Raw genomic sequence first — 24,142 nt, forward strand, 5'->3', positions numbered from 1 at the left:
GGGCCTTCGCAGAGGAGCGGAGAGCGTATGAGGGATAATCGGAGACGTGGCTGACATCGAAGACATTCTGTCCGTCGAGCGCATCGACGAGGACATCTATCGCGGCGGTGCGTTCGCGAGTGCGCTCCGGCGGACATTCGGGGGACAGGTGGCCGGGCAGGCACTCGTCGCGGCGACCCGCACCGTGTCATCCGAGTTCGCCGTGCATTCGCTGCACGGCTACTTCCTGCGGCCGGGGAAGCCGGACCAGCCGGCCATATACCTCGTCGACCGGATCCGTGACGGACGGTCGTTCGTCACGCGCCGAGTGAACGGCGTGCAGAACGGCGAGACGATCTTCTCGATGTCGGCGTCGTTCCACGTCGCCGGGGACGAGGGCATCGAGCACCAGGACCAGATGCCGCCCGCACCCGAACCGGAGAGCCTGCCGGACCGTTTGGGCGACCTCGACGATCCGGAGCATCTGCTGTTCAGCGAGTGGGACAACTTCGACATCCGAATCGTTCCGCACGACGAGCTCGCCCGGTACGACAGCTTCGCCGCCCAGCAGCGGGTCTGGTTCCGCTATCGCAAGCCGTTGCCCGACGATCAGCTGCTCCACGTGTGCACCCTTGCGTACATGAGTGACATGACGCTTCTCGGTTCGGCGCGGGTGGCGCATCCGGGAGCGCACGTGCAGAGCGCCTCACTCGACCATGCGATGTGGTTCCTGCGCCGGTTCCGGGCCGACGAGTGGCTGCTGTACGACCAGACGTCGCCGTCGGCCGGTGGTGCGCGCGCACTCACCCAGGGGCGGATCTTCGACCGGTCGGGCCGAATGGTCGCGGCGGTGACGCAGGAGGGGCTCGCCCGTACCGGGGTACCCGACTCGATCGCCAGCGTCACGACATCGGATCGGAAGGCGTGACGGCGACGATCGGCGTGCTCGCGCTGCAGGGCGATGTGCGCGAGCACGTCGCAGCGTTGCACGAGAGCGGCGCGTACGCGCTCCCGGTCCGCCGAGCGAGCGAGCTGGAACGGGTCGACGGCCTGGTGATCCCGGGTGGCGAGTCGACGACCATGAGCAACCTGCTCGGGGTGTTCGATCTGTACGACCCGCTGGTCGACAGGTTGCGCGACGGGATGCCCGCCTACGGATCGTGCGCAGGCATGATCATGCTCGGGTCGCGGATCCTCGACACCAGGTCCGACGCCCGGCATCTCGACGCACTCGACATCACCGTCCGGAGGAACGCGTTCGGCCGCCAGGTCGCCTCGTTCGAGACGGACCTGGCGTTCACCGGCATCACCGATCTGCCGGACGCGGAGCCGATGCGCGCGGTGTTCATCAGGGCGCCGTGGGTCGAGACGGTGGGCGCGGGCGTCGAGGTCCTCGCCACCGTGCCGGACGGTCCTGCGGCCGGGCGCGTCGTCGCGGTGCGTGAGCGAAACGTGCTGGCCACCTCGTTCCACCCGGAGGTGACCGGCGATCATCGCGTGCACCGGTACTTCGTCGACATGGTCGGCGCAGCGTAGAATTCCCGGCGCGTCACCGATCGGCGAGCGACGTGCCCCCGTGAGAACCACCGGGCGACTCCGGAACTCCGGCGCCGGGCGACGTATGACAAGACGGAAGGAACCACCACCATGAGCGGCCACTCCAAATGGGCCACCACCAAGCACAAGAAGGCGGTCATCGATGCCAAGCGCGGCAAGATGTTCGCCAAGCTGATCAAGAACATCGAGGTGGCCGCCCGCACGGGTGGTGGTGATCCGGCCGGTAACCCGACGCTGTACGACGCGATCCAGAAGGCGAAGAAGTCGTCGGTCCCCAACGACAACATCGAACGCGCGCGCAAGCGCGGCGGCGGTGAGGAGGGCGGCGGCGCCGACTGGCAGACGATCATGTACGAGGGATATGCCCCGAACGGCGTCGCGGTCCTGATCGAGTGCGTCACCGACAACCGCAACCGCGCAGCGGGCGAGGTGCGTACCGCGATGACCCGCAACGGCGGCAATATGGCCGACCCGGGATCGGTGGCGTATCTCTTCACCCGCAAGGGCGTCGTCACCCTCGAGAAGGGCGATCAGTCCGAGGACGACGTCCTGATGGCCGTGCTGGAGGCGGGCGCCGAGGAGATCGTCGACCTGGGAGAGAATTTCGAGGTCGTCAGCGAACCCGGTGACATGGTCGCGGTCCGCACGGCATTGCAGGAAGCCGGAATGGATTACGAGTCGGCGGACGCCAGCTTCCGCGCGTCGGTCGAGATTCCGGTCGACGCCGAGGGCGCCCGCAAGGTGTTCAAGCTGATCGACGCCCTCGAGGATTCCGACGATGTGCAGAACGTCTACAGCAATGTCGACATCAGTGACGAGGTCCTCGCCGAGCTCGAAGACGACTGATACGATATCGAACAAATGTTCGCCGCCGTGGGGTGGTGTCATCGTCGTCGAGAGGTCGTGTCGCAGTGCGTGTCATGGGTGTTGACCCGGGCCTGACCCGGTGCGGTGTCGCACTTGTCGAGTCGGGGAGCGGTCGCACCGTGACGGCACTCGACGTCGACGTGGTTCGAACGCCTGCCGACATGGACCTGGCGGAGCGATTGCTGGCGATCCACGACGCGGCGCAGCACTGGCTCGACACGCATAATCCCGATGTGGTCGCGGTGGAACGGGTGTTCGCCCAGCGTCAGGTGAGTACTGCGATGGGCACCGCGCAGGCGGCGGGCGTGATCGCGGTCGCCGCGGCACAGCGGGGAGTCCCGGTGCGGTTCCATACTCCGTCCGAGGTCAAGGCGGCGGTGACTGGGTCCGGGCGGGCCGATAAGGCACAGGTCACGGCGATGGTGACGCGGATCCTCGGGTTGCAGAAGCCGCCGAAACCGGCCGATGCCGCCGACGCCCTTGCTCTGGCCATCTGTCACTGCTGGCGCGGACCGGTCAATGAGCGCATGGAGGCGGCCGCGAAGCAGGCCAAGCTCGCCCAGGACCGGCACCGTGCCCGGCTGAAGGCCGCCGAGAACGAGACCCGCACACAGGCCGCGGGCCGAGAGGTGGTCCGGTGATCGCATCCGTATCGGGAGAGGTCGTCGACATCGCACTGGATCACTGCGTGGTCGAGTGCGCCGGAGTCGGGTATCGCGTGCTGGCCACGCCGCCCACTCTCGGATCTCTGACACGCGGTGGACGTACCCGTCTCCTGACGTCGATGATCGTTCGTGAGGACTCGATGACCCTGTACGGGTTCACCGATCCCGAGGCGCGCGACCTGTTCGGCCTGCTGCAGACGGTGACCGGCGTGGGACCGCGGCTGGCCATGGCGACGCTCGCGGTACTCGAACCGGAGAGTCTGCGCAGGGCACTCGCCGGATCGGACGCCAAAGCCCTCACGGCGGTACCGGGTATCGGTAAGCGGGTGGCCGAGCGTCTGGTCGTGGAACTGCGCGACAAGGTGGACGCGACCGCCGCCGGGACCGTCCCCAGCGGTGCACCCGTCGGTGGAGTCGGGGCCGAGGTCGTCGAGGCGCTCACCGGACTCGGGTTCACCGAAGCCGCCGCCGATAAGGCGGTCACTGCGGTCCTCGAGCGGTTGCCGGACGCTGATTCGGCGACGCTGTTGCGCACCGCGCTCGCCGGACTCGGGCCGCGGCGATGACGGACGCCTCCGATGATTATCTGACCGCGAACGCGGTGCCCGCGGATCGTGAGCTCGATGCGAGCCTGCGTCCGGGGAGTCTCGGTGACTTCATCGGTCAGCCGAAGGTCCGGGAGCAGCTCGAACTGGTGCTCCACGCGGCCCGGGCCCGGGGGCGCACACCTGATCACATTCTGCTCTCCGGCCCGCCCGGTCTCGGCAAGACCTCGCTGGCGATGATCATCGCGGGCGAGATGGGGGCGGCGCTGCGCGTCACCTCGGGCCCGGCGCTCGAACGCGCAGGCGATCTCGCGGCGATGCTGTCGAATCTCGTCGAGGGGGATGTGCTGTTCATCGACGAGATCCACCGCATCGCCCGGCCGGCGGAGGAGATGCTGTACCTGGCGATGGAGGACTTCCGCGTGGACGTGGTGGTCGGCAAGGGGCCGGGCGCCACGTCGATCCCGCTCGAAGTAGCGCCGTTCACATTGGTCGGCGCCACCACCCGGTCCGGCGCGCTCACCGGGCCGCTGCGCGACCGCTTCGGGTTCACCGCGCACATGGAGTTCTACGAGCCGGGCGAGTTGGTGCACGTCTTGCAGCGCTCGGCCAAGATCCTGGACATCGACATCGCGCCGGAGGCGGCCGAGGAGGTGGCGGGTCGCTCGCGTGGCACCCCGCGTATCGCGAACCGGCTTCTGCGGCGAGTGCGCGACTACGCCGAGGTGCGGGGTGACGGACGGGTGGACGTACAGGAGGCGCAAGCGGCGCTCGCCGTGTACGACGTGGACGAGCTCGGGCTGGACCGACTCGACCGCGCAGTCCTGGGAGCGCTCGTCCGCGGATTCGGCGGGGGACCGGTCGGTGTGTCGACCCTCGCCGTGGCCGTCGGCGAGGAGGCTGCGACCGTCGAGGAGGTGTGCGAGCCGTTCCTGGTGCGGGCGGGCATGATCGCCCGCACGCCGCGTGGCCGGATCGCCACGGCGTCGGCGTGGCAGCATCTGGGATTGCAGCCGCCTGCCGACGCCATCACACAGGTACACGGCGTGCGGACGCGGGACGACACCCTTTTCGACTGAGATCTCCGATATTCACGGTGAGCATCGTGACACTTTCGTGACTCGCGGGTACCTCCGGATACGTGCCGAGGCACTCGCCTGGCACACTGGAGCGCATGAATTCGTCATCCCTGATCATCCCGCTGATGCTGGCGGCGATGGCCGTCTTCATGTTCCTGAGTATCCGGAACCAGAAGAAGCGTGCCAACGCCGCAGCGCAAATGCAGCAGTCGGTTGTGAGCGGTTCGCGTGTGCAGCTGCACTCCGGGCTCTTCGGAACCGTCGTCGACGCATCGGACGACGAGGTCGTCACCATCGAGGTGGCGCCCGGTGTGGTCACCGAGTGGAACCGTCTCGCGATCCGCGAGACCATCTCGGCCGATGCGAGCAGCGATTCGGCTGAGGAGGTCCCCGACAGTCCGGCGGCGCTGGATGATCGTGCGGACGGCGGCGACGCCGACGAGAAGCCTGAAGAGAAGTAGGCCCACCGAACGTGAGCAGTAACAATCCCCTCACCGCGCGTCGCGAAGCGCAGCGGACCTCGTCCCCGTGGACGCCGCTCCTGGGCTTCATCGCCGTTCTGGTCGCGATCTTCGCCCTGGTGTTCGCCACCGGCGATCACAAGGCGGAGCCGAAGCTCGGGATCGACCTGCAGGGCGGCACACGCGTCGTGCTGACCGCGCGCACGGACAATGGCCAGGCGCCCCAGAAGGCCCAACTCGATCAGGCGCGGCAGATCATCGAGCAGCGAGTGAACGGGCTCGGTGTCGGCGGCTCCGAAGTGGTGGTGAACGGCAATACGCTGGTCATCACGGTTCCGGGTGACGACGGCAAGCAGGCTCGATCGCTGGGACAGACCGCGCGCCTGTACATCCGCCCGGTGGCCGACAGCGCACCTGCGACGCCGCAGAAGCCGGATCCGAACGAGAAGAAGATCGTCGACATGACGCCGGAGGAGCAGGCGAAGGCGATCGAGGCGGAACGGGAGCGACGTCAGGCCCCGGCGGACGCCGACCAGGCGACGCTGGCCAAGCTGCGTCAGCAGATGGGCACGCTCAACTGCGCTCCGGGTGCCAACGATCCGCTCGTCGGGCACGACAAGCCGGACCAGTACCTGGTGACCTGCGGTGAGAAGGACGGGCAGGCGTATCTGCTCGAGCCCATGATCATCAAGGGCACCGACGTCAAGGAGGCCAAGGCCCAGCAGAACCAGGCCGGGCAGTGGGTCGTCGCCGTCGATTACGAGGGCGATGGCCAGAAGACCTGGGCCGAGTACACCGGTAAGAACGTCGGCAAGGTCACGGCAACCGTCCTGGACTCGCGCGTAGTCAGTGCCGCGACGATCAACTCGGCGATCATCGGGACCACCGAGATCAGCGGTGATTTCACGCAGAGTGATGCGACCGAGTTGGCGAATGCCCTCCAGTACGGCTCGCTGCCGTTGTCGTTCACGATGTCGGACGCCCAGACGGTGTCCGCGACACTCGGTCTGTCGTCCCTGAAGGCGGGCTTGATCGCGGGTGCGGTCGGTCTGCTGGCGGTGCTGATCTACGCGCTCGCGTACTACCGGATGCTCGGCTTCCTCACCTTCCTGTCGCTCATCCTGGCGTCGGCGATGGTGTACGGCGTGATCGTCCTGCTCGGCCGATGGATCGGGTTCACCCTCGACCTGTCGGGCATCGCCGGTCTGGTGATCGGCATCGGCATGACCGCCGACTCGTTCGTCGTCTACTTCGAGCGAATAAAGGACGAGATGCGCGAAGGCAGATCGTTCCGCTCTGCGGTCAATCGTGGCTGGCAGAGCGCGCGTCGCACGGTCTGGACCGGTAACGCGGTCAGCTTCCTGGCCGCGGTGATCATCTACGTGCTGGCGGTCGGTCAGGTGAAGGGCTTCGCCTTCACCCTCGGTCTGACCACCATCATCGACGTGATGATCGTCTTCCTCGTCACGCATCCGATGGTCGTGCTGGCGAGTCGTACCGAGTTCATGTCCCGACCGAACATCAACGGCCTCGGGGCCGTGTCCGAGGTGGCGCGCAGACGACGCCTGGCCGCGAGGAAGAAGGGCCGGGAGGCCGACCGGGCCACCGACGCTGAGCCGGGACGGTCCGGCAGGGACACGACCGGCACCGACACGACTGGGACCGACACCACTGGGGAGGACTCGCTGTGACCCGAGAGCGGCCGACGGCCACCTGGGAGGACGCAGACTACGTCCCCGAGAAGAACCAATCGTTCCTGCAGCGCCTGTACACGGGTACCGGTGCGTTCAACATCGTCGGCCAGCGGAAGGGGTGGTACATCGCGTCCGCCGTGATAATGCTGGTCTGTGTGCTGGCGATGGTGTTCCGGGGCTTCACACCCGGCATCGACTTCGAAGGCGGCACGCAGGTCTCGCTGCCCGCGACGGAAGGCGTTACCACCTCGTCGGTGAGCGAGGTGTTCACCGACACCTTCGGCAAGGAGCCCGAGGCGGTTCAGGTCGCCGGTTCCGGGTCGTCGGCGACCATCCAGCTGCGGACCGAGACGATGACCCCAGCGGAGGCAGGCAACCTGTCACACGCGCTCGGCGACAGGTTCGCGCCGCAATTGAAGGTCGCGGACGTCAGTAGTTCGGACGTGAGCTCCACCTGGGGTGCCGAGATCACCCGCAAGATGGTGATCGCGTTGATCGTCTTCCTGGTAGCGGTGTTCATCTACATCGCCATCAGATTCGACCGGGAGATGTCGGCTGCGGCCCTCGTCTCCATGCTCTTCGACGTGGTCGCCACGGCCGGTGTGTACTCGCTCGTCGGATTCGAGGTCACGCCGGCGACGGTGATCGGCCTGCTCACCATCCTCGGCTTCTCGGTGTACGACACGGTGGTGGTGTTCGACAAGGTCGAGGAGAACACCAGATCCGTGCTCGCGACGTCCAGACGCACGTACGGCGAGCAGGCGAACCTCGCGATCAACCAGACCCTGATGCGGTCCATCAACACCACCGTCATCTCGGTGCTGCCGATCATCGCGCTGATGGTGATCGCGGTGTGGATGCTCGGCGTCGGAACGCTGAAGGATCTGGCGCTCATCCAGCTGGTCGGTGTGGTGGTCGGCACCTACTCGTCGGTCTTCCTGGCCACTCCGCTGCTGGTCACGTTCAAGGAATGGCGTGCCGACATCAAACGCCACACCGCGAAGGTGCTGGCCCGACGGGAACGGGCCGCCGCATGATCGGCCCGCGGCTGCGCCGGGTCGCAGCACTCGCCGCTACCCTCGCGGCCGCGGGCACTGTCATGGTCGCGTGCGGAGGCGAGGAAGAGGAGCACTCGAGCATCGATTACCTCACCGATGCCCGGGTGGCGTCCTACAACGCGAACACCCCGGACGGCTACGCGAACGGGTCGTTGATGGCGTTGACCCGGGTCCTGCCGGGATTCTCTTTCATCGGTCCGGACGGTCAGATCGTCGCCGATCGCGACATCGGTTCGGCGACACTGCAGGAGGACTCTCCGCAGACCGTGGAGTACGCGTTCAATCCGGCCGCGGTCTACTCGGACGGTCACAAGATGACGTGCGATGACCTGCTGCTCGCGGCCACCGCACTCGGCGGGGAGCACCGTCAGTTCGACGCGGCGAGCAACGCGGGCTACCAGGACATCAAGACGGTGGACTGCGCCCCCGGCTCCCGGACGGCGACCGTCACGTTCGAGCGGGGCAAGACCTACGAGAACTGGCGCGGATTGTTCGGTGCGGGAACGCTCCTCCCGGCGCACGTGGTGGGACGTCTCGCGGGCGTCTCGAACGTCGGTAACGCGATCCGCACGAACGATCGTGCCGCGATCGCGAAGATCGCTAAGGCGTGGAACACGGGTTTCGCGATGAAGCCCGGCGAGGCGATCGATCCCAAGGTGTTCGTCTCCGCGGGTCCGTACCGGATACGGGACTTCACCGCCGAGAAGGGGCTGCGGCTGGTCTCCAACGACAAGTGGTGGGGCCAGGAGCCGACGCTCGGTGATGCGACGATCTGGACGCGAGGAACCGACGGCGACACGGCGCTGAAGGACGGCGTGGTCGACGTCGTGGACTCGGACGACCTCGCGGCCGCCGACAAGGTGGCCGGACGTGAGTCGCCGGCCCCCGGTGCCGACCGCGGGGCGGCGCGCGATCCGGCATCGCTGTCGGTCACCAGCCTGGTGTTCTCCCGCAAGGGTGCGGTGTCCGATCTCAAGGTCCGACAGGCGCTCGCCTCCTGCATGCCGCGCAACGAGCTGGCACGAGCACACGGAGCGAACGGCGTGGTGTGGAGCATGCGCAGCGTCGCCCCCGCCGACTCACTCGGACCATCGTTGAACGTGCAGTACGGACGCCGGTATCCGCGATCGGATCTGGGCCGTGCGCGCAACCTGCTGGAAGACCGTGAGAACACCGACCGCAAGCCGATGGTCCGGATCGGCTACCCGGCAGGATCCGAGGCCGACGCCGCAGTCGTCAAGACCATCGCGGACACCTGCGCGCGCGCTGGGGTCTCGGTGCGCGATGTGTCGACGCCGGACTTCTCCGTCACCTCGCTCGGCAAGAAGGCCGACGCGGTGCTCATGGCGGGGGACACGTTCGCGGCCGCGGGCACGGCGAGTGGATTCCCGTCCGCCTACTCGCTGTCCGCAGGCGATCCTCTCAACCTGTCGGACTTCCCGAACCGGTCGGTGCGTGAAGCGATCGCCGACCTCGCGTCCTCGTCCCGGGACAGCGGCAGACTGCCGTTGCTGCGGACCATCGACACGGCGGCATGGGACGAGTTGCCGACGATCCCGTTGTACGGCACGGTCCGCGGCCGGGAGGCTTCCGGCGCAGTCACTCATGCCGTTCCGGGACTCGGCCGGTCGGGTACCGGATGGAACATGGACCGATGGGGCGGCACCGCGTGATAGCGCAGGCGGACGTTCCGCGGATCGAGCGTGCGCGTGCGGCGATCGAACGTCATGCGCGCCTGGTGCCGGACTTCCCTGAGCCGGGCATCGCGTTCAAGGATCTGACGCCGGTACTGGCCGCCGCGGACGGGTTGAACGCGGTCACCGATGCGCTCGCCGAGTGCTGCGAGGGCGCGGATCTCATCGCCGGAATCGACGCTCGCGGATTCCTGCTGGGTGGTGCGATCGCGCATCAGCTGGGCGTCGGAGTTGTCGCAGTGCGCAAGGGAGGGAAGCTCCCGCCCCCGGTCATCGGCGTCGACTACGCGCTCGAGTACGGTACCGCCCGGCTCGAGATCCCCTCGCAGGGAATCGATTTCGTCGGCAAGCGGGTCGCCGTCGTCGACGACGTACTCGCGACGGGTGGCACCATCGGCGCCACCCTGGCGCTGCTGTCGCAAGTGGGTGCGACGGTCTCCGATGTGGCGGTCGTGATGGAGCTGGATGGATTCCCCGGCCGAGAGGCGATAGCGAAGGCGGCCGGCGGTGCGGTACGTGTGCACAATCTGTGCCTCGGCTGACTAGACTCGCACCATGAGCGACCCCGATGCCGCACGACGTAGCGTGGACGCCGTCGCAGCGCCACTGAGTTCCCGGCGTGTGCGAGCCCGACTGGCCCGCCGGATGACGGCCGCTCCGAAGGGGAGTGTGGCCCCGGTTCTGGAACCGCTGGTCACCCTGCACCGCGATGTGTTCCCCAAGGCGGAAGTCGGTGTCCTGCAGCAGGCGTACGACGTCGCCGATGAACGGCATGCGGGGCAGTTCCGCAAGTCCGGTGATCCGTACATCACCCATCCGCTTGCGGTTGCAACCATTCTGGCCGATCTGGGCATGGATACGACGACTCTCATCGCCGCACTCCTGCACGACACGGTCGAGGACACCGGATATACGCTCGACGAGCTCGAGAAGGACTTCGGGGCCGAGGTCGGGCATCTCGTGGACGGCGTCACCAAACTCGACAAGGTGGCTCTCGGCAGCGCCGCCGAGGGTGAGACCATCCGCAAGATGATCATCGCGATGGCACGTGATCCGCGGGTCCTGGTCATCAAGGTCGCCGATCGGCTGCACAACATGCGGACCATGCGCTTCCTCCCGCCGGAGAAGCAGGCGCGCAAGGCGCGGGAGACTCTCGAGGTGATCGCCCCGCTGGCCCACCGTCTGGGAATGGCGACGGTGAAGTGGGAGTTGGAGGACCTGGCGTTCGCGATCCTGCACCCGAAGAAGTACGAGGAGATCGTCCGTCTGGTCGCCGACCGCGCACCGAGCCGGGATACCTATCTCGCCCGGGTGCGCAACGATCTGAACAATGCGCTCGGCGCGGCCCATATCCAGGCGACGGTCGAGGGCCGACCGAAGCACTACTGGTCGATCTATCAGAAGATGATCGTGCGGGGCAAGGACTTCGACGACATACACGACCTGGTGGGCATGCGGATCCTCTGCGATGAGATCCGTGACTGCTACGCCGCGATCGGCGTCGTGCACTCCCTGTGGCAGCCGATGGCAGGGCGGTTCAAGGACTACATCGCCCAGCCGAGTTTCGGTGTGTACCAGTCGCTGCACACCACGGTCATCGGCCCGGAGGGCAAGCCGCTCGAGGTGCAGATCCGGAGCTTCGAGATGCACCGCACCGCGGAGTTCGGCATCGCGGCTCACTGGCGGTATAAAGAAGGCCGAAAAGGCAAGGGACGCAAGGCTACCGACGTCGCCGAAGTGGACGACATGGCGTGGATGCGGCAGCTTCTCGACTGGCAGCGCGAAGCGGCCGACCCGGGGGAGTTCCTCGAATCGCTGCGCTTCGACCTGGCGGTCAAGGAGATCTTCGTCTTCACCCCGAAGGGCGACGTGATCACGCTGCCGGCCGGGTCGACGCCCGTCGACTTCGCGTACGCGGTGCACACCGAGGTGGGGCATCGGTGCATCGGCGCACGAGTCAACGGACGGCTCGTGGCGCTCGAGCGGCCGTTGGAGAACGGCGAGGTCATCGAGGTGTTCACCTCGAAGGCCGAGACCGCGGGTCCGAGCAAGGACTGGGAGGGGTTCGTCGTCTCCCCGCGGGCGAAGACCAAGATCCGGCAGTGGTTCGCGAAGGAGCGGCGCGAGGAGGCTCTCGAAGCGGGTAAGGACGCGATCGCCAAGGAGACCCGTCGCGGGGGGCTGCCGCTGCACCGGCTGCTGTCCGCGGAATCGGTCACGGCGGTATCGAAGGAACTCGGATTCCACGACGTGGACACGCTGTACAGCGCGGTCGGCGAGGGGCACGTACCTGCCGGACGTGTGGTCCACCGGCTGGTTGCGCTGCTCGGCGGCGTGGAGGCCGCGGAGGATGAGATCGCCAACCGGGCGACTCCGTCGACGCAGGGCACGCGCTCGCGGGCGATGGGCGACAGTGGAGTCGTCGTGGAGGGGATCGACAACATCCTCGCCAAGCTCGCCAAGTGCTGCACGCCCGTACCGGGGGACGAGATCCTCGGGTTCGTGACCCGCGGCGGCGGGGTCAGCGTGCACCGCGCGGACTGCACCAACGCCGACGACCTACGTGGTCAACCCGATCGGCTGATCCCGGTGAGCTGGGCGGAGAGCACGAACGCCGTGTTCCTGGTGGCGATCCAGGTGGAGGCGCTCGACCGGCACCGGTTGCTGTCGGACGTCACCCGCGTGCTCGCCGACGAGCGGGTCAACCTGCTGTCGGCCACGCTGTCGACGAGTCGCGACCGAGTCGCGGTGAGCCGCTTCACCTTCGAGATGGCCGACCCCAAGCATCTCGGCCACGTCCTGAACGTGGTCCGCAACGTGGAAGGCGTCTACGACGTCTACCGCGTCACGTCCTCATCCTGAACCCGGGTTACGCGGCTCAGGCAGCGTCCTCGGCGGTCGCCTTCTTGATCTCGAGCGGAATCTTGGGGTAGCCGTCCTCCGGACTGCTGCCCGGGGCCGGTGCGATCCCGCCCTCGGCGACCTCATCGACGACCTTCATGCCCTTTTCGCTCACCTTGCCGACCACGGCCAGCGTCGGCGTGAGCTGGGTGTCCTTGGTGACGATGAAGAACTGGGCACTGCCGGTGTTGGCTCGTCCCTGTTGCGCGTCGTTGCTGTTGGCGATCGCCACGGTGCCTCGCGGATAGACGACGGCTTGTTCGTTCATGCCGAGCTGAGCCATCCGCGGATCCATCGGAACCTCTTTCAGTCCGGTCGGGTTCTCGTCCGGACTGTGCCATCCGGGACCACCCATGCCGGTATGGGTCGGGTCACCGCATTGCAGAATGCTCAGCGTCTTCGACTGGCTGAGACGGTGGCAACTCGTGTCGTTGTAGTAGTCGTTATTCGCAAGGGCGGCAATTGCATTCACGTTGCACGCCGCCTTCGAGCGATCCAGCTCGATCGGCACGTCGCCCTTATTGGTCGCGAGATCGAAGTTCACGGTGCCAGTGTTGAGAGTCCGGCTCTCCGGCTTCGGTGAGCTGCGCTGCTTCGGGGCGCCCTCCTGCAGGCTCTTCAGGAGCGCCTCGCCTGCGGCCTTCTGCTCGGCGGGCGCAGCTTTGAGCTGCTCTTGGATCTGCTGAATGGTCTTCGCGAAGTCGACCGGAGCATCTTCGTAGGTGCACTCGGTGTGACGGCTGTTGTCCCACGAGCGGTACCAGAAGAATCCGCCGACGGCCGCCAGTGCGAGGACGAAGACGCCCGCTACGGCGATGACGGACAGGGTCCGCTGCCGGGCGGCGCGCCGTTCGTGTTCGAGCCGGTCTTCCAGCTTTCGGCGGGCTGCTTCGCGGCGCTCCTCGTTTGTGGACACGCTGGTGGAACCTCCTATAGGGGCGGTATCCGCGCGGGGTCTGTCCGCGGGGCCGCCCCATGCTATCGCAGGGCCCTGAATGGTCGATGAGACAATGGGTTCAGTGCGCACACGACGTTCGGTTCGTCCTTTTTCTCGGGCGACGACGACTCCGCGGAGCGCTCCGCCCGAACAGACTCGGAAGAAAGGTCGTGCCAGTGATCATCGCCGGATTCGCTGCGGGAATGTTCCAGACCAACTGCTACCTCGTGGCCGACGATGCCGGCGGTGACGCGGTCATCGTCGACCCGGGCCAGGACGCCGCTCCGGGCGTTCGCGAGGCGCTCGCCGAGTTCTCGCTGACCCCGGTGGCGGTCTTCCTCACCCACGGGCACCTGGATCACACCTGGAACGCGACCGAGCTCGCCGACGAGTTCTCGATCCCCGCATACATCCACGCGGACGACCGGCCGATGCTGACCGACCCGGGAATGGGCCTGGGCAGTGCATTGGCGACGATGATCGGCGACACCGAGTTCCACGAACCGGAGAAGGTCATCGAGTTCGTCGACGGGCAGGACGTGGAGGTCGCCGGAATGCGGTGGAGCGTGGACCACGCCCCGGGGCATTCCCGGGGCAGCGTGCTGCTCACGCCGGACGCTCCCGTAGGCGACTCCGGTACGGCCGTGTGCTTCGCCGGGGACGTGCTGTTCAACGGATCCATCGGCCGCACGGACCTGCCTGGCGGCAGCCATCGGCAACTCCTCGACTCCATCGGGGCTAAACTCCTCACCCGCGATGATGATCTGGTCATCCTGCCCGGTCACGGGCCCCAGACGACGATCGGTGCCGAGCGCGCATCGAACCCGTTCCTCGTCGACCTGCCAGATGCCGACAAGAAGGGACGTTTCGGACTGTGAATGGAGATTTCTCGGCGCCGAAGGGCATTCCGGACTACTTTCCGCCGGCCTCGGCGGATTTCCTCGAGGTCCGCAACACGCTGACCGACGCAGCGCACCGCGCGGGGTACGGGCACATCGAGCTGCCGATCTTCGAGGAGACGGCGCTGTTCGCTCGCGGGGTGGGCGAATCCACCGACGTGGTCAGCAAGGAGATGTACACCTTCACCGACCGCGGCGACCGATCGGTGACCCTGCGTCCGGAGGGGACGGCGGGCGTCATGCGCGCCGTCATCCAGCACGGTCTCGATCGTGGACAGCTTCCGGTGAAACTCAGCTACTCGGGACCGTTCTTCCGGTACGAGCGACCTCAGGCCGGGCGGTACCGGCAGCTGCAGCAGGTCGGAGTCGAGGCGATCGGCGTCGACGATCCGGCGCTGGACGCCGAGGTCATCGCCATCGCCGATGAAGGCTACCGACGGCTCGGCTTGTCCGGATACCGGCTGGACCTGACCTCCCTCGGCGACGACACCTGCCGACCGCAGTACCGCGAGACGCTGCAGCAGTACCTCCTCGGTCTCGATCTGGACGAGGCGACGGCCGACCGCGCCCGGATCAACCCGCTGCGAGTCCTGGACGATAAGCGTCCGGAGATCCGGGAGATGACCGCAGGCGCACCGCTCATGCTCGACCACCTGAGCGACTCTGCACGCGAGCACTTCGCCGAGGTGCGTCGTCACCTCGACCGTCTCGGAGTCCGGTACGAGATCAATCCGCGTCTCGTTCGCGGGCTCGACTATTACACGAAGACGACGTTCGAGTTCGTGCACGACGGTCTCGGCGCTCAGTCGGGCATCGGCGGCGGCGGCCGGTACGACGGGTTGATGCGTCAGATCGGCGGCAAACAGGAGCTGTCGGGAATCGGCTTCGGCATCGGCGTCGACCGAACGATCCTCGCATTGCAGGCCGAGGGAGTCTCGGTGGCCGGCCAGGGGCGGGTCGACGTGTTCGGTGTCCCGCTCGGGGCTGCCGCGAAAGAGGAGATGGTCGCGGTCGCGGGGTTGCTGCGCGACGCGGGCGTGCGAGTGGATCTCGCGTACGGCGACCGCGGACTCAAGGGGGCGATGAAGGCCGCCGATCGCTCGGGTGCCCGGTTGGCACTGGTTCTCGGAGAGCGAGAGCTCGAAGGCCGCACCATCGAGGTCAAGGACCTGTCCAACGGCGAGCAGGAGAAGGTCTCGCTCGACGACGTACTGGCCCAGGTCGCCTCGCGTCTGGTCTGAGTCACAGGTCGTTCGTGGCGAAGGTGTCGCATCGGCGCGGCTGTCCGGATTCGTAGCCGATGGTGAACCAGCGCTGGCGTTGGACGGCCGAGCCGTGCGTCCAGCCCTCGGGATTCGAGTTCGAGCCCTGGATGGTGTCGTCGCCGATGGCGCGGGCCGACTGGATGACCGTCGCGATCTGATCGTCGGTCAGCGGGGCGAGCATGGCGTCCGGGCCGTCGTCGGCCTTGTTGGCCCACACGCCTGCGAGACAGTCGGCCTGAAGTTCGATGCGACGGGAGCCGTCGTTGCCCATCCGCTGTCCCTTCGCGAGTACGCCGGTCAGATTCTCGACGTGGTGGCCGAATTCGTGTGCGACGACGTACTCCTGGGCGAGCGGGCCGTCGGATCCGCCCATCTGCTTGAGCTGGGCGAAGAACGACGGATCGAAGTAGGCGGTCTGATCAGCCGGGCAGTAGAACGGGCCCATGTCCGAAGACGCGGCGCCGCAGCCGGTGTCGATACCGCCGCTGAAGATGCGCACCGCGGGCTCGGTGTACCCGTCCATCTCGGTGGACCACACCTCGTTCAGGCTGATCGCCGTGGCCACGATCCGGCACACGTCGTCGGTGTTCGCCATCTCGACGGTGCACGAGTCGATGTGCTGCTGGAGTTCGGCGTTGGTGCCGCTGCTCGCCTGGGTGCTCGAGGTGCCGCCGCCCATGAGGTCACCCGGGTTGACTCCGAACAGGAGGGCGACGACGGTCACCACCAGACCGAGCCCGCCGCCCATCGCGATGCGCCCGCCGCCGCCTCCACCGCCGCCGGCCGAGACGTTGCCACCGCTGAGCGGACCGCTTCCCTGAAATGTCATGGGGTCAGATTATCGGGCGATCACCGCGCTTGGAGCAGCATCGGGGTCGGGGGAGAACCTGGTGTCGCGATGTCGGTGCCGGTCCGTAGACTCTCGGGTGAAGATCTAGTCCTTATAGGGAAGGAACCCAGTGCTCCGCACGCATTTCGCTGGCTCGTTGCGCCGCGAGAACGCCTCGCAGACTGTCACCGTGGCCGGTTGGGTGGCACGTCGCCGCGACCACGGCGGAGTCGTCTTCATCGATCTCCGTGACTCGTCGGGTCTGGTTCAGGTCGTCTTCCGGGACGAGCAGGTCGCGACCGCAGCCCACCGGCTCCGGGCGGAGTTCTGCGTCCAGGTGACCGGTGAGGTGGAGACACGGCCGGAGGGCAGCGAGAACGCGGCGCTGGCGTCGGGCGACATCGAGCTCAACGCACGTGAGCTGGTCGTGCTCAACGAGTCGGCGCCCCTGCCGTTCCAGCTCGATGAGCAGCCCGGTGAGGAAGCACGCCTCGCGCACCGCTACCTCGACCTGCGTCGAGAGGGGCCGTCCCGTGCGCTCCGCCTCCGCTCCCAGGTGAGCGCGTCGGCCCGCGCGGTGCTCGGCGATCACGACTTCGTGGAGATCGAGACACCGACCCTGACGCGGTCGACGCCGGAGGGCGCACGCGACTTCCTCGTTCCCGCCCGCCTGCAGCCGGGCAGCTTCTACGCGCTGCCGCAGAGCCCGCAGCTGTTCAAGCAACTGCTGATGGTCTCCGGGATGGAGCGGTACTACCAGATCGCCCGCTGCTACCGCGATGAGGATTTCCGCGCCGATCGCCAGCCGGAGTTCACCCAGCTCGACATCGAGATGAGCTTCGTCGACGAGGACGACGTGATCGCCCTCGCGGAGGAGATCCTCGTCGCGCTGTGGAAGCTGATCGGCCACGACATCACCGCACCGATTCCGCGCATCACCTATGCGGATGCCATGCGCCGGTACGGCAGCGACAAGCCGGACCTGCGATTCGACATCGAGATCGTCGAATGCGCCGACTACTTCAAGGACACGCCGTTCCGGGTGTTCCAGGCTCCGTACGTGGGCGCCGTCGTCATGGAGGGCGGGGCATCCCAGCCGCGCCGCCAGCTCGACGCGTGGCAGGAATGGGCGAAGCAGCGCGGCGCCAAGGGCCTCGCGTACGTCCTGGTTCAGGAGGACGGCACGCTCGGCGGGCCGGTCGCCAAGAACCTGTCCGACGCGGAGCGCGACGGACTGGCCGCGCACGTCGGAGCCGAGCCGGGTGACTGCGTCTTCTTCGGCGCGGGTTCCGCGAAGACCACCCGCGCACTGCTCGGTGCGGCCCGTGGCGAGATCGCCGACAAACTCGGCCTGATCAAGCCGGACGACTGGGCCTTCACCTGGGTCGTCGACGCTCCGATGTTCGAGCCTGCCGACGACGCGACCGCAGCAGGCGACGTCGCGGTCGGCTCCGGTGCCTGGACGGCTGTGCATCACGCCTTCACCTCCCCGAAGCCCGAGTGCCTCGACAACCTCGAGGAGGATCCCGGTTCCGCAGTCGCGTACGCCTACGACATCGTGTGCAACGGCAACGAGATCGGCGGCGGTTCGATCCGCATCCATCGTCGCGACATCCAGGAGCGCGTCTTCGCGATCATGGGGATCGGCGAGGAAGAGGCGCAGGAGAAGTTCGGCTTCCTGCTCGACGCCTTCGCATACGGTGCGCCCCCGCACGGCGGCATCGCATTCGGATGGGATCGCATCACCGCGCTGCTGGCCGGCGAGTCGTCGATCCGTGAGGTCATCGCGTTCCCGAAGTCGGGCGGTGGTGTCGATCCGCTGACCGATGCGCCGGCACCGATCACGGCGCAGCAGCGCAAGGAGTCGGGAATCGATGCGAAGCCGAAGGCTCCGCAGGCGAAGCCCGCAGGAGAGCAGGACCCCGAGGCGGGGCAGGAGGGGCAGGCGACAGCCTGAGTGACGTAATGACCGTTGTGGCACACGATCGGATCGACTCCGTGCTCTGCACCGCGCAGGAGACTCTGTCGCGGCGAGCGGGATCGCCGGTCCGGATCGATGAACCGGAAGACCTGGGCGGCTCGGGACGCAGTACCGTGCTGAGGGTCCGCGTGGTCGAGAATCCGCTGTCGCCCGACCGCAGCCTGGTGGTGAAGGCGTTCGACGAGAACTCCGATCCCGACCAGGTGCTGCGGGAGATCGCGTCCTACCGGTACGCGACGGCGCTGCCGACGGCGTCGCGCCCCGGGCCGCAGCTACTGGCTTCCGATCTGGACTCCCAGATCCTGGTCCTCACCGACCTCGGACACGGACGGCCGATGACCGAGTTGCTCGGATCGGCCGACGTCGATGAGGTGCGGCGCTGTGTCAGCGCGTGGGGGCAGGCTCTCGGCCGCATGCACGCGGCGACGTACGGCGGCGAGGACGATTTCCGGACGCTGCTCCGCGTCAGCGGCCCCAAGGGCGGCCGCAGACCGGACGTGGGGGCCAACTCCGGGATCGCAGGCGATGCAGCCGGGTCGGTTCGCCGGGCCGACGAGGTAGCCGCCGAACTCGGTGTCGAACTGTCGCAGGACTTCCGCGAGGTACTCGAACGCGGACTGGAGCTCTTCGGCGAAGGGCGGTTCCGGGCGTTCAGCCCGTCGGACGTCGGGCCGGAGAACATTCTGCTCAACGACGACGGTGTCCAGTTCATGGATTACGAGTGGGGTTCGTTCCGCGACGCGACCCTCGACGTCGCCTACGCGCTCGTGACGTTCCCGGCGACGCTCTCCCAACAGGGCGCCGAGCAGCGCGTCGAATTGGAGCGAGCGCTCGTCGATGCGTGGCGGGCCGAGGTCCTACCGCTCTGGCCGGGCCTCGCCGACGACCTGACCCTCGACGGTCGGCTCGCCGAGGCCCGCACGTTGTGGGTGTGGCTGGGGTTGTACTGGATGCTCGAATCGGAGACCTCGGGTCACGACTGGGCACTGCACACCTCCGATCCGCGCCTTGTGACCATGCGCTGGTCGGAATTGGCCGAGACGGCGCCCGGCACCGCGACCGGCGACGTCCTCGGCGGAGCGGCACGCGATATCCGACGGGCCCTGCAGCGGCTCTGGTTCGAGTGAGGTGCCGCCGATGACCGGCTCCGGCGACCTCTTCGACGACATCGGCACTTCGGAACGGACCACCCCGGTGAAGGTGTCGTCCCCGTCTGCACCATTGGCGGTGCGCATGCGGCCGGCATCGCTCGAGGAGGTGGTCGGTCAGGATCATCTACTCGGCGAGCGCTCGCCGCTGCGCCGCCTCATCGCCGGTTCGGGCGGATCGTCGGTGCTGCTCTACGGCCCGCCCGGTACGGGCAAGACCACGATGGCCTCGCTCATCAGCCAGGCGACCGGCGGCAGTTTCGAAGCGCTGTCAGCGTTGTCGGCGGGCGTCAAAGAGGTGCGTGCCGTGATCGACGTCGCGCGCAGGCGGTTGGTGCAGGGCGAGCAGACCGTCCTGTTCATCGACGAGGTGCATCGCTTCTCCAAGACCCAGCAGGATGCGCTGCTCGACGCCGTGGAGAACCGGATCGTGCTGCTGGTGGCGGCGACCACGGAGAACCCTTCGTTCTCAGTGGTCGCGCCGCTGCTGTCGCGATCCCTGGTCCTGCAGTTGCGGTCGTTGACCGACGACGACGTCGCGGCCGTGCTTCGGCGTGCCGTCGAGGATCCGCGAGGCCTCGACGGCGCCGTCGAACCGACCGACGAGGCGATCACGCACCTGGTCGCGGTATCCGGCGGAGATGCCCGGCGTGCACTCACCGCTCTGGAGGCGAGTGCGGACGGTGCGGACGGCGACTCGATCTCCGTCGCGGACGTCGAGGCGGCGATCGACCGTGCCGCCGTGCGCTACGACCGGGACGGGGATCAGCACTACGATGTCACCAGCGCGTTCATCAAGTCGATCCGCGGTTCCGATGTGGATGCGGCGCTGCACTACCTGGCCAGAATGGTCGTCGCCGGGGAGGATCCGAGGTTCATCGCCCGGCGTTTGATGATCCACGCGAGCGAGGACATCGGCATGGCCGACCCGACCGCGTTGCAAGCTGCGGTCGCGGCGGCTCAGGTGGTGCAGCTCGTCGGCATGCCCGAGGCTCGTCTCGCACTGGCGCAGGCGACGATTCACCTCGCGACCGCGCCCAAATCAGGGGCCGTCAACTCCGGACTCTCCGCAGCGATGGCCGACGTGTCGGCCGGTAAGGCGGGAGCGGTGCCGTCCCACCTGCGGGACGGGCACTACGCGGGAGCGCAGAAGCTGGGGAACGCGATCGGCTACCGGTTTCCGCACGACGACCCGGATGGGGTGCTCAGCCAGCAGTACGCACCTGACGTGCTGGTCGGCGTCGACTACTACGATCCGACCGACCACGGGTTCGAACGTGAGCTGGGGCCGAGGGTGGGGCGTCTGCGGTCGATCGTCCGCGGACTGGCGAAACGAAACCGGCGGAAATAGCCGACCCGGTCCCGGCGACACGAGTGCGTCGCGGTGCCGCCCCGATGAATCCGATCGGCCTGAGCCGGTAAACTGATCGGCGATCACCAGCGACTTCAACGAAGGACACCGCCGCAGTGCAGACGCATGAGATCCGGAAGCGCTTCCTGGATCACTTCATCCGGGCCGGACACACCGAGGTACCGAGCGCATCGCTGCTCCTCGACGACCCGAATCTCCTGTTCGTCAATGCGGGGATGGTGCCCTTCAAGCCGTACTTCCTCGGCGATCAGACGGCGCCGTACGACCGCGCGACGAGTGTGCAGAAGTGCGTCCGGACCCTGGACATCGAAGAAGTCGGTATCACCACGCGGCACAACACCTTCTTCCAGATGGCGGGCAACTTCTCCTTCGGTGACTACTTCAAGCGCGAAGCCATCTCCTTCGCCTGGACGCTGCTGACGAACTCGGTGGACGACGGCGGCTACGGCATCGATCCGGAACGGCTCTGGCCGACCGTCTACGTCGACGACGATGAGGCGGAGAGGATCTGGCGCGACGAGATCGGCGTCCCCGCCGAACGGATTCAGCGCCGCGGACTCAAGGACAACTACTGGTCGATGGGCGTGCCCGGACCGTGCGGACCGTGTTCGGAGATCTTCTACGACCGCGGACCCGAGTACGGGGCCGAGGGCGGTCCGGAGGTCGACGAGGACCGGTACATCGAGATCTGGAATCTCGTCTTCATGGAGAACATCCGCGGGGAGGGCGGCGGCAAGGAGGGCTACGAGATCCTCGGTCCGCTGCCGAAGAAGAACATCGACACCGGCATGGGGATCGAGCGGGTCGCCTGCCTCCTGCAGGGCGTCGACAACGTGTACGAGACCGATCTGTGCCGCCCCATCATCGACCTCGCATCCGAGCTGACCGGTCGCGGTTACGGCGCCGGCGGTAACGAGGACGATGTGCGGTTCCGGGTCATCGCCGATCATGCTCGAACCGCGGTCATGCTGATCGGTGACGGCGTCGTTCCGTCCAACGACGGCCGCGGATACGTGCTGCGCCGCCTGCTGCGCCGAGTGGTGCGGTCGGTGCGTCTGCTCGGTGCGTCCGATCCGACGATGGGCGCCATCGTGGACGCGGTCGTCGATCTGATGAGTCCCGCGTACCCGGAACTCGCGCAGCAGCGCGAGCACATCGTCTCGGTCTCGGTGGGCGAGGAGACGAGTTTCGCGAAGACGCTCGCGGCCGGATCGAAGCTCTTCTCCGAGGCCGCCGATGCCACCAAGGCGGGTGGTCAGTCCACGATCAGCGGTTCCGACGCCTTCGCGTTGCACGACACGTACGGATTCCCGATCGACCTCACGCTCGAGATGGCGGCCGAAGCGGGACTGGCGGTGGATCGCGAGGGCTTCACCGAGCTGATGGCCGAGCAGCGCTCACGGGCGAAGGCCGATGCCACGTCGCGCAAGGCGTCGCACGCGGACCAGACCGTGTACCGCGAGTTCCTCGACCGCGGTCCGACCATGTTCACCGGGTTCGACGAGCTCGTCTCCGAGGCGCGGGTCCTCGGTCTCATCGCGGGCGGCGAACGCGTTCGCTCCGCGGTGCCGGGCACCGAACTCGAGGTGATCCTCGACCGGAGTCCGCTGTACGCGGAGGCCGGCGGGCAGATGGCCGACCACGGATCCATCACCACCTCGGATGGCACCCGGCTTTCGGTTCGCGACGTGCAGAAGGTGGGCAAGCAGGTGTGGCTGCACCGCGTCGTGGTCGACGAGGGCGAGATCGCGGAGGGTGACCGGGTCCTCGCTGCCGTCGATTCCGCGTGGCGGCACGGTGCCACCCAGGGGCACTCGGGGACGCACATGGTGCACGCCGCTCTCCGCCAGGTACTCGGGCCCACGGCCACCCAGGCCGGATCGCTCAACCGCCCCGGGTACCTGCGTTTCGACTTCCACGCGAGCAGTGGGCTCACCGACGACCAGCGAGCTCGGATCGAGCAGATCAGCAACGAGGCGGTCGAGGCCAACTACGAGGTCAACACGTTCGAGACGGATCTGGCCAAGGCCAAGGCGATGGGTGCGATGGCGCTCTTCGGCGAGAACTACGGAGACCGGGTCCGCGTCGTCGAGATCGGCGGACCGTTCTCGATGGAGTTGTGCGGTGGCACCCACGTCGGGGCGTCTGCTCAGATCGGTCCGATCACGGTGATCGGCGAGTCATCGGTCGGTTCGGGAGTGCGTCGAGTGGAGGCGTACGTCGGCATGGATTCGTTCCGGTACCTCTCGAAGGAGCGAGCTCTGATGGCGGGTCTCGCGTCGTCGCTCAAGGTTCCGTCCGATCAGGTGCCCGGGCGAGTCGAGCAGCTGGTCGCCAAGCTGCGCGATGCGGAGAAGGCCCTCGACTCGGTGAAGGCCGAGCAGGCGCGGTCCGCGGTGTCCGGACTCATCGATCAGGCGCAGACGATCGGCGGTACCCTCGTCGTCTCGGGCCGCGTCGGCGACGGTGTGGACGCCAATGGTCTGCGGACGCTGGTTTCCGACCTCCGGGGCAAGGTGGCCGATCGAGATGCGGTGATCGCGCTTTTCTCCGTTGCCGGAGACAAGGTCCCGTTCGCAGTGGGAACCACCGCTGCAGCACGGGATGCGGGGCTCAAGGCAGGCGATCTGGTGCGCGAGGTGGCTCCCGTGGTCGCCGGACGCGGCGGCGGCAAGCCGGATCTCGCGCAGGGATCGGGCACCGACGCCGCAGGCATCGATGCCGCGTTGACCCGCCTCCGCGATGTCGTCGGGGGACGATGATCTCGCCCCGAGGACGCCGCGTGGCGATCGACGTCGGCAGCGTGCGAGTGGGCGTGGCCGTCTGCGACCCGGATGGCATCCTCGCGACGCCGGTCGAGACCGTGCAGCGCGCCAAGGACGGATCCGACATCGCACGCATCGTCACCATCATCGACGAGTACGAGGCGGTCGGAGTCGTCATCGGACTGCCGCGCACCCTGCGGAACACCGACGGTCCGGCGGTGAAGGCCGCACGCGGGTTCGGCGGCCGCCTCGCATCGGCGCTGTCCGAGGTCCGCGACCTCCCGGTGGAGTACCACGATGAACGATTGACCACGGTGACCGCCACGACGGCACTGCGGGCGAGTGGAGTAAAAGCAAAAGACGCGCGCGCCGTCGTGGATCAGGCCGCTGCTGTCGCTATTCTGCAGGGATGGTTGGACGCGCGCCGCTGACGCGTCGCCCGATGA

Annotated in this window: 21 protein-coding genes; 19 read left to right on the forward strand and 2 right to left on the reverse strand. The window is 67.4% G+C overall.

The genetic code is table 11. The features are described 5' to 3' along the window. The first annotated feature begins 46 nt into the window (after window positions 1–46). The 12 genes from FO044_RS06725 (at window position 47) to FO044_RS06780 (ending at window position 12,461) form a co-directional block, all read left to right on the forward strand. Window positions 47–907 carry an acyl-CoA thioesterase gene (locus tag FO044_RS06725; protein ID WP_143965457.1) on the forward strand — a complete coding sequence of 287 codons (861 nt, stop codon included), beginning with the start codon at window positions 47–49 and terminating at the stop codon, window positions 905–907. Next, window positions 904–1,515, forward strand: coding sequence for a pyridoxal 5'-phosphate synthase glutaminase subunit PdxT (gene pdxT, locus FO044_RS06730; RefSeq protein ID WP_143965458.1), 612 nt, complete (start codon window positions 904–906; stop codon window positions 1,513–1,515). The genes FO044_RS06725 and pdxT overlap by 4 nt, the downstream gene beginning before the upstream one ends. Window positions 1,516–1,626: 111 nt before the next feature. Further along, the gene (locus FO044_RS06735) at window positions 1,627–2,382 is read left to right on the forward strand and encodes a YebC/PmpR family DNA-binding transcriptional regulator (RefSeq protein ID WP_132993499.1); all 756 of its coding nucleotides are present in this window, start codon (window positions 1,627–1,629) and stop codon (window positions 2,380–2,382) included. A 65-nt stretch (window positions 2,383–2,447) separates the two neighbouring features. Continuing rightward, window positions 2,448–3,044, forward strand: coding sequence for a crossover junction endodeoxyribonuclease RuvC (ruvC, locus tag FO044_RS06740; protein ID WP_186290593.1), 597 nt, complete (start codon window positions 2,448–2,450; stop codon window positions 3,042–3,044). Next, window positions 3,041–3,634 (forward strand): Holliday junction branch migration protein RuvA, encoded by a 594-nt coding sequence (gene ruvA, locus FO044_RS06745; RefSeq protein ID WP_132993497.1) that lies wholly within the window; start codon window positions 3,041–3,043, stop codon window positions 3,632–3,634. The genes ruvC and ruvA overlap by 4 nt, the downstream gene beginning before the upstream one ends. Then, entirely contained in the window at window positions 3,631–4,692 is a 1,062-nt protein-coding gene (ruvB, locus tag FO044_RS06750) for a Holliday junction branch migration DNA helicase RuvB (protein ID WP_132993496.1), read from the forward strand. Before ruvA ends, ruvB begins: the two co-directional genes overlap by 4 nt. Before the next feature lie 95 nt (window positions 4,693–4,787). Further along, entirely contained in the window at window positions 4,788–5,153 is a 366-nt protein-coding gene (yajC, locus tag FO044_RS06755) for a preprotein translocase subunit YajC (protein ID WP_132993495.1), read from the forward strand. A gap of 11 nt (window positions 5,154–5,164) precedes the next feature. After that, complete coding sequence (gene secD, locus FO044_RS06760; RefSeq protein WP_143965460.1) at window positions 5,165–6,844, forward strand: protein translocase subunit SecD; 1,680 nt, start codon at window positions 5,165–5,167, stop codon at window positions 6,842–6,844. Beyond that, window positions 6,841–7,884: a protein translocase subunit SecF gene (gene secF, locus FO044_RS06765; protein WP_132993493.1), complete on the forward strand. Its 1,044-nt coding sequence runs from the start codon at window positions 6,841–6,843 to the stop codon at window positions 7,882–7,884. The genes secD and secF overlap by 4 nt, the downstream gene beginning before the upstream one ends. Then, on the forward strand, window positions 7,881–9,578 hold the full coding sequence (locus tag FO044_RS06770) for an ABC transporter substrate-binding protein (RefSeq protein ID WP_132993492.1): 1,698 nt from the start codon (window positions 7,881–7,883) through the stop codon (window positions 9,576–9,578). Before secF ends, FO044_RS06770 begins: the two co-directional genes overlap by 4 nt. Beyond that, window positions 9,560–10,141 carry an adenine phosphoribosyltransferase gene (locus tag FO044_RS06775; protein WP_132993491.1) on the forward strand — a complete coding sequence of 194 codons (582 nt, stop codon included), beginning with the start codon at window positions 9,560–9,562 and terminating at the stop codon, window positions 10,139–10,141. The genes FO044_RS06770 and FO044_RS06775 overlap by 19 nt, the downstream gene beginning before the upstream one ends. A 13-nt stretch (window positions 10,142–10,154) precedes the next feature. Further along, complete coding sequence (locus FO044_RS06780) at window positions 10,155–12,461, forward strand: RelA/SpoT family protein (protein ID WP_132993490.1); 2,307 nt, start codon at window positions 10,155–10,157, stop codon at window positions 12,459–12,461. A 16-nt stretch (window positions 12,462–12,477) separates the two neighbouring features. On the opposite strand, the gene FO044_RS06785 is transcribed toward FO044_RS06780, so the two are convergent. Next, entirely contained in the window at window positions 12,478–13,416 is a 939-nt protein-coding gene (locus tag FO044_RS06785) for a peptidylprolyl isomerase (protein ID WP_132993489.1), read from the reverse strand. Window positions 13,417–13,613: 197 nt separating this feature from the next. Between FO044_RS06785 and FO044_RS06790 the strand changes: the two genes are divergently transcribed. Beyond that, entirely contained in the window at window positions 13,614–14,315 is a 702-nt protein-coding gene (locus FO044_RS06790; RefSeq protein WP_132993803.1) for an MBL fold metallo-hydrolase, read from the forward strand. Further along, window positions 14,312–15,577, forward strand: coding sequence for a histidine--tRNA ligase (gene hisS / locus FO044_RS06795; protein ID WP_132993488.1), 1,266 nt, complete (start codon window positions 14,312–14,314; stop codon window positions 15,575–15,577). The genes FO044_RS06790 and hisS overlap by 4 nt, the downstream gene beginning before the upstream one ends. 1 nt (window position 15,578) lies before the next feature. Here hisS and ypfJ read toward each other — a convergent pair whose 3' ends face one another. Continuing rightward, window positions 15,579–16,430, reverse strand: coding sequence for a KPN_02809 family neutral zinc metallopeptidase (gene ypfJ / locus FO044_RS06800; RefSeq protein WP_132993487.1), 852 nt, complete (start codon window positions 16,428–16,430; stop codon window positions 15,579–15,581). A 130-nt stretch (window positions 16,431–16,560) separates the two neighbouring features. Between ypfJ and aspS the strand changes: the two genes are divergently transcribed. The 5 genes from aspS to ruvX all read left to right on the forward strand — a co-directional run bounded on the left by aspS (window position 16,561) and on the right by ruvX (window position 24,127). Then, complete coding sequence (gene aspS, locus FO044_RS06805; RefSeq protein WP_143965461.1) at window positions 16,561–18,387, forward strand: aspartate--tRNA ligase; 1,827 nt, start codon at window positions 16,561–16,563, stop codon at window positions 18,385–18,387. Window positions 18,388–18,395: 8 nt separating this feature from the next. Beyond that, window positions 18,396–19,538 carry a phosphotransferase gene (locus FO044_RS06810; protein WP_132993485.1) on the forward strand — a complete coding sequence of 381 codons (1,143 nt, stop codon included), beginning with the start codon at window positions 18,396–18,398 and terminating at the stop codon, window positions 19,536–19,538. Between the two features lie 10 nt (window positions 19,539–19,548). Further along, window positions 19,549–20,910: a replication-associated recombination protein A gene (locus FO044_RS06815; protein WP_132993484.1), complete on the forward strand. Its 1,362-nt coding sequence runs from the start codon at window positions 19,549–19,551 to the stop codon at window positions 20,908–20,910. A gap of 116 nt (window positions 20,911–21,026) precedes the next feature. Continuing rightward, the gene (alaS, locus tag FO044_RS06820) at window positions 21,027–23,693 is read left to right on the forward strand and encodes an alanine--tRNA ligase (RefSeq protein ID WP_132993483.1); all 2,667 of its coding nucleotides are present in this window, start codon (window positions 21,027–21,029) and stop codon (window positions 23,691–23,693) included. Continuing rightward, window positions 23,690–24,127, forward strand: a complete 438-nt coding sequence (gene ruvX, locus FO044_RS06825) for a Holliday junction resolvase RuvX (RefSeq protein ID WP_132993482.1) — start codon at window positions 23,690–23,692, stop codon at window positions 24,125–24,127. Before alaS ends, ruvX begins: the two co-directional genes overlap by 4 nt. The last annotated feature ends 15 nt before the right edge of the window (window positions 24,128–24,142 follow it).

The sequence above is a fragment of the Gordonia zhaorongruii genome (genome assembly GCF_007559005.1).
GTDB lineage: Bacteria > Actinomycetota > Actinomycetes > Mycobacteriales > Mycobacteriaceae > Gordonia > Gordonia zhaorongruii.

What these genes read in the sequence shown, in the direction of transcription:
- FO044_RS06735 (WP_132993499.1), top strand. Translation starts at nt 1,627, where the DNA reads ATGAGCGGCCACTCCAAATGGGCCACCACCAAGCACAAGAAGGCGGTC.
- ruvB (WP_132993496.1), top strand. Translation starts at nt 3,631, where the DNA reads ATGACGGACGCCTCCGATGATTATCTGACCGCGAACGCGGTGCCCGCG.
- yajC (WP_132993495.1), top strand. Translation starts at nt 4,788, where the DNA reads ATGAATTCGTCATCCCTGATCATCCCGCTGATGCTGGCGGCGATGGCC.
- FO044_RS06770 (WP_132993492.1), top strand. Translation starts at nt 7,881, where the DNA reads ATGATCGGCCCGCGGCTGCGCCGGGTCGCAGCACTCGCCGCTACCCTC.
- FO044_RS06775 (WP_132993491.1), top strand. Translation starts at nt 9,560, where the DNA reads ATGGGGCGGCACCGCGTGATAGCGCAGGCGGACGTTCCGCGGATCGAG.
- FO044_RS06780 (WP_132993490.1), top strand. Translation starts at nt 10,155, where the DNA reads ATGAGCGACCCCGATGCCGCACGACGTAGCGTGGACGCCGTCGCAGCG.
- ypfJ (WP_132993487.1), bottom strand. Translation starts at nt 16,430, where the DNA reads ATGACATTTCAGGGAAGCGGTCCGCTCAGCGGTGGCAACGTCTCGGCC.
- FO044_RS06810 (WP_132993485.1), top strand. Translation starts at nt 18,396, where the DNA reads ATGACCGTTGTGGCACACGATCGGATCGACTCCGTGCTCTGCACCGCG.
- FO044_RS06815 (WP_132993484.1), top strand. Translation starts at nt 19,549, where the DNA reads ATGACCGGCTCCGGCGACCTCTTCGACGACATCGGCACTTCGGAACGG.
- ruvX (WP_132993482.1), top strand. Translation starts at nt 23,690, where the DNA reads ATGATCTCGCCCCGAGGACGCCGCGTGGCGATCGACGTCGGCAGCGTG.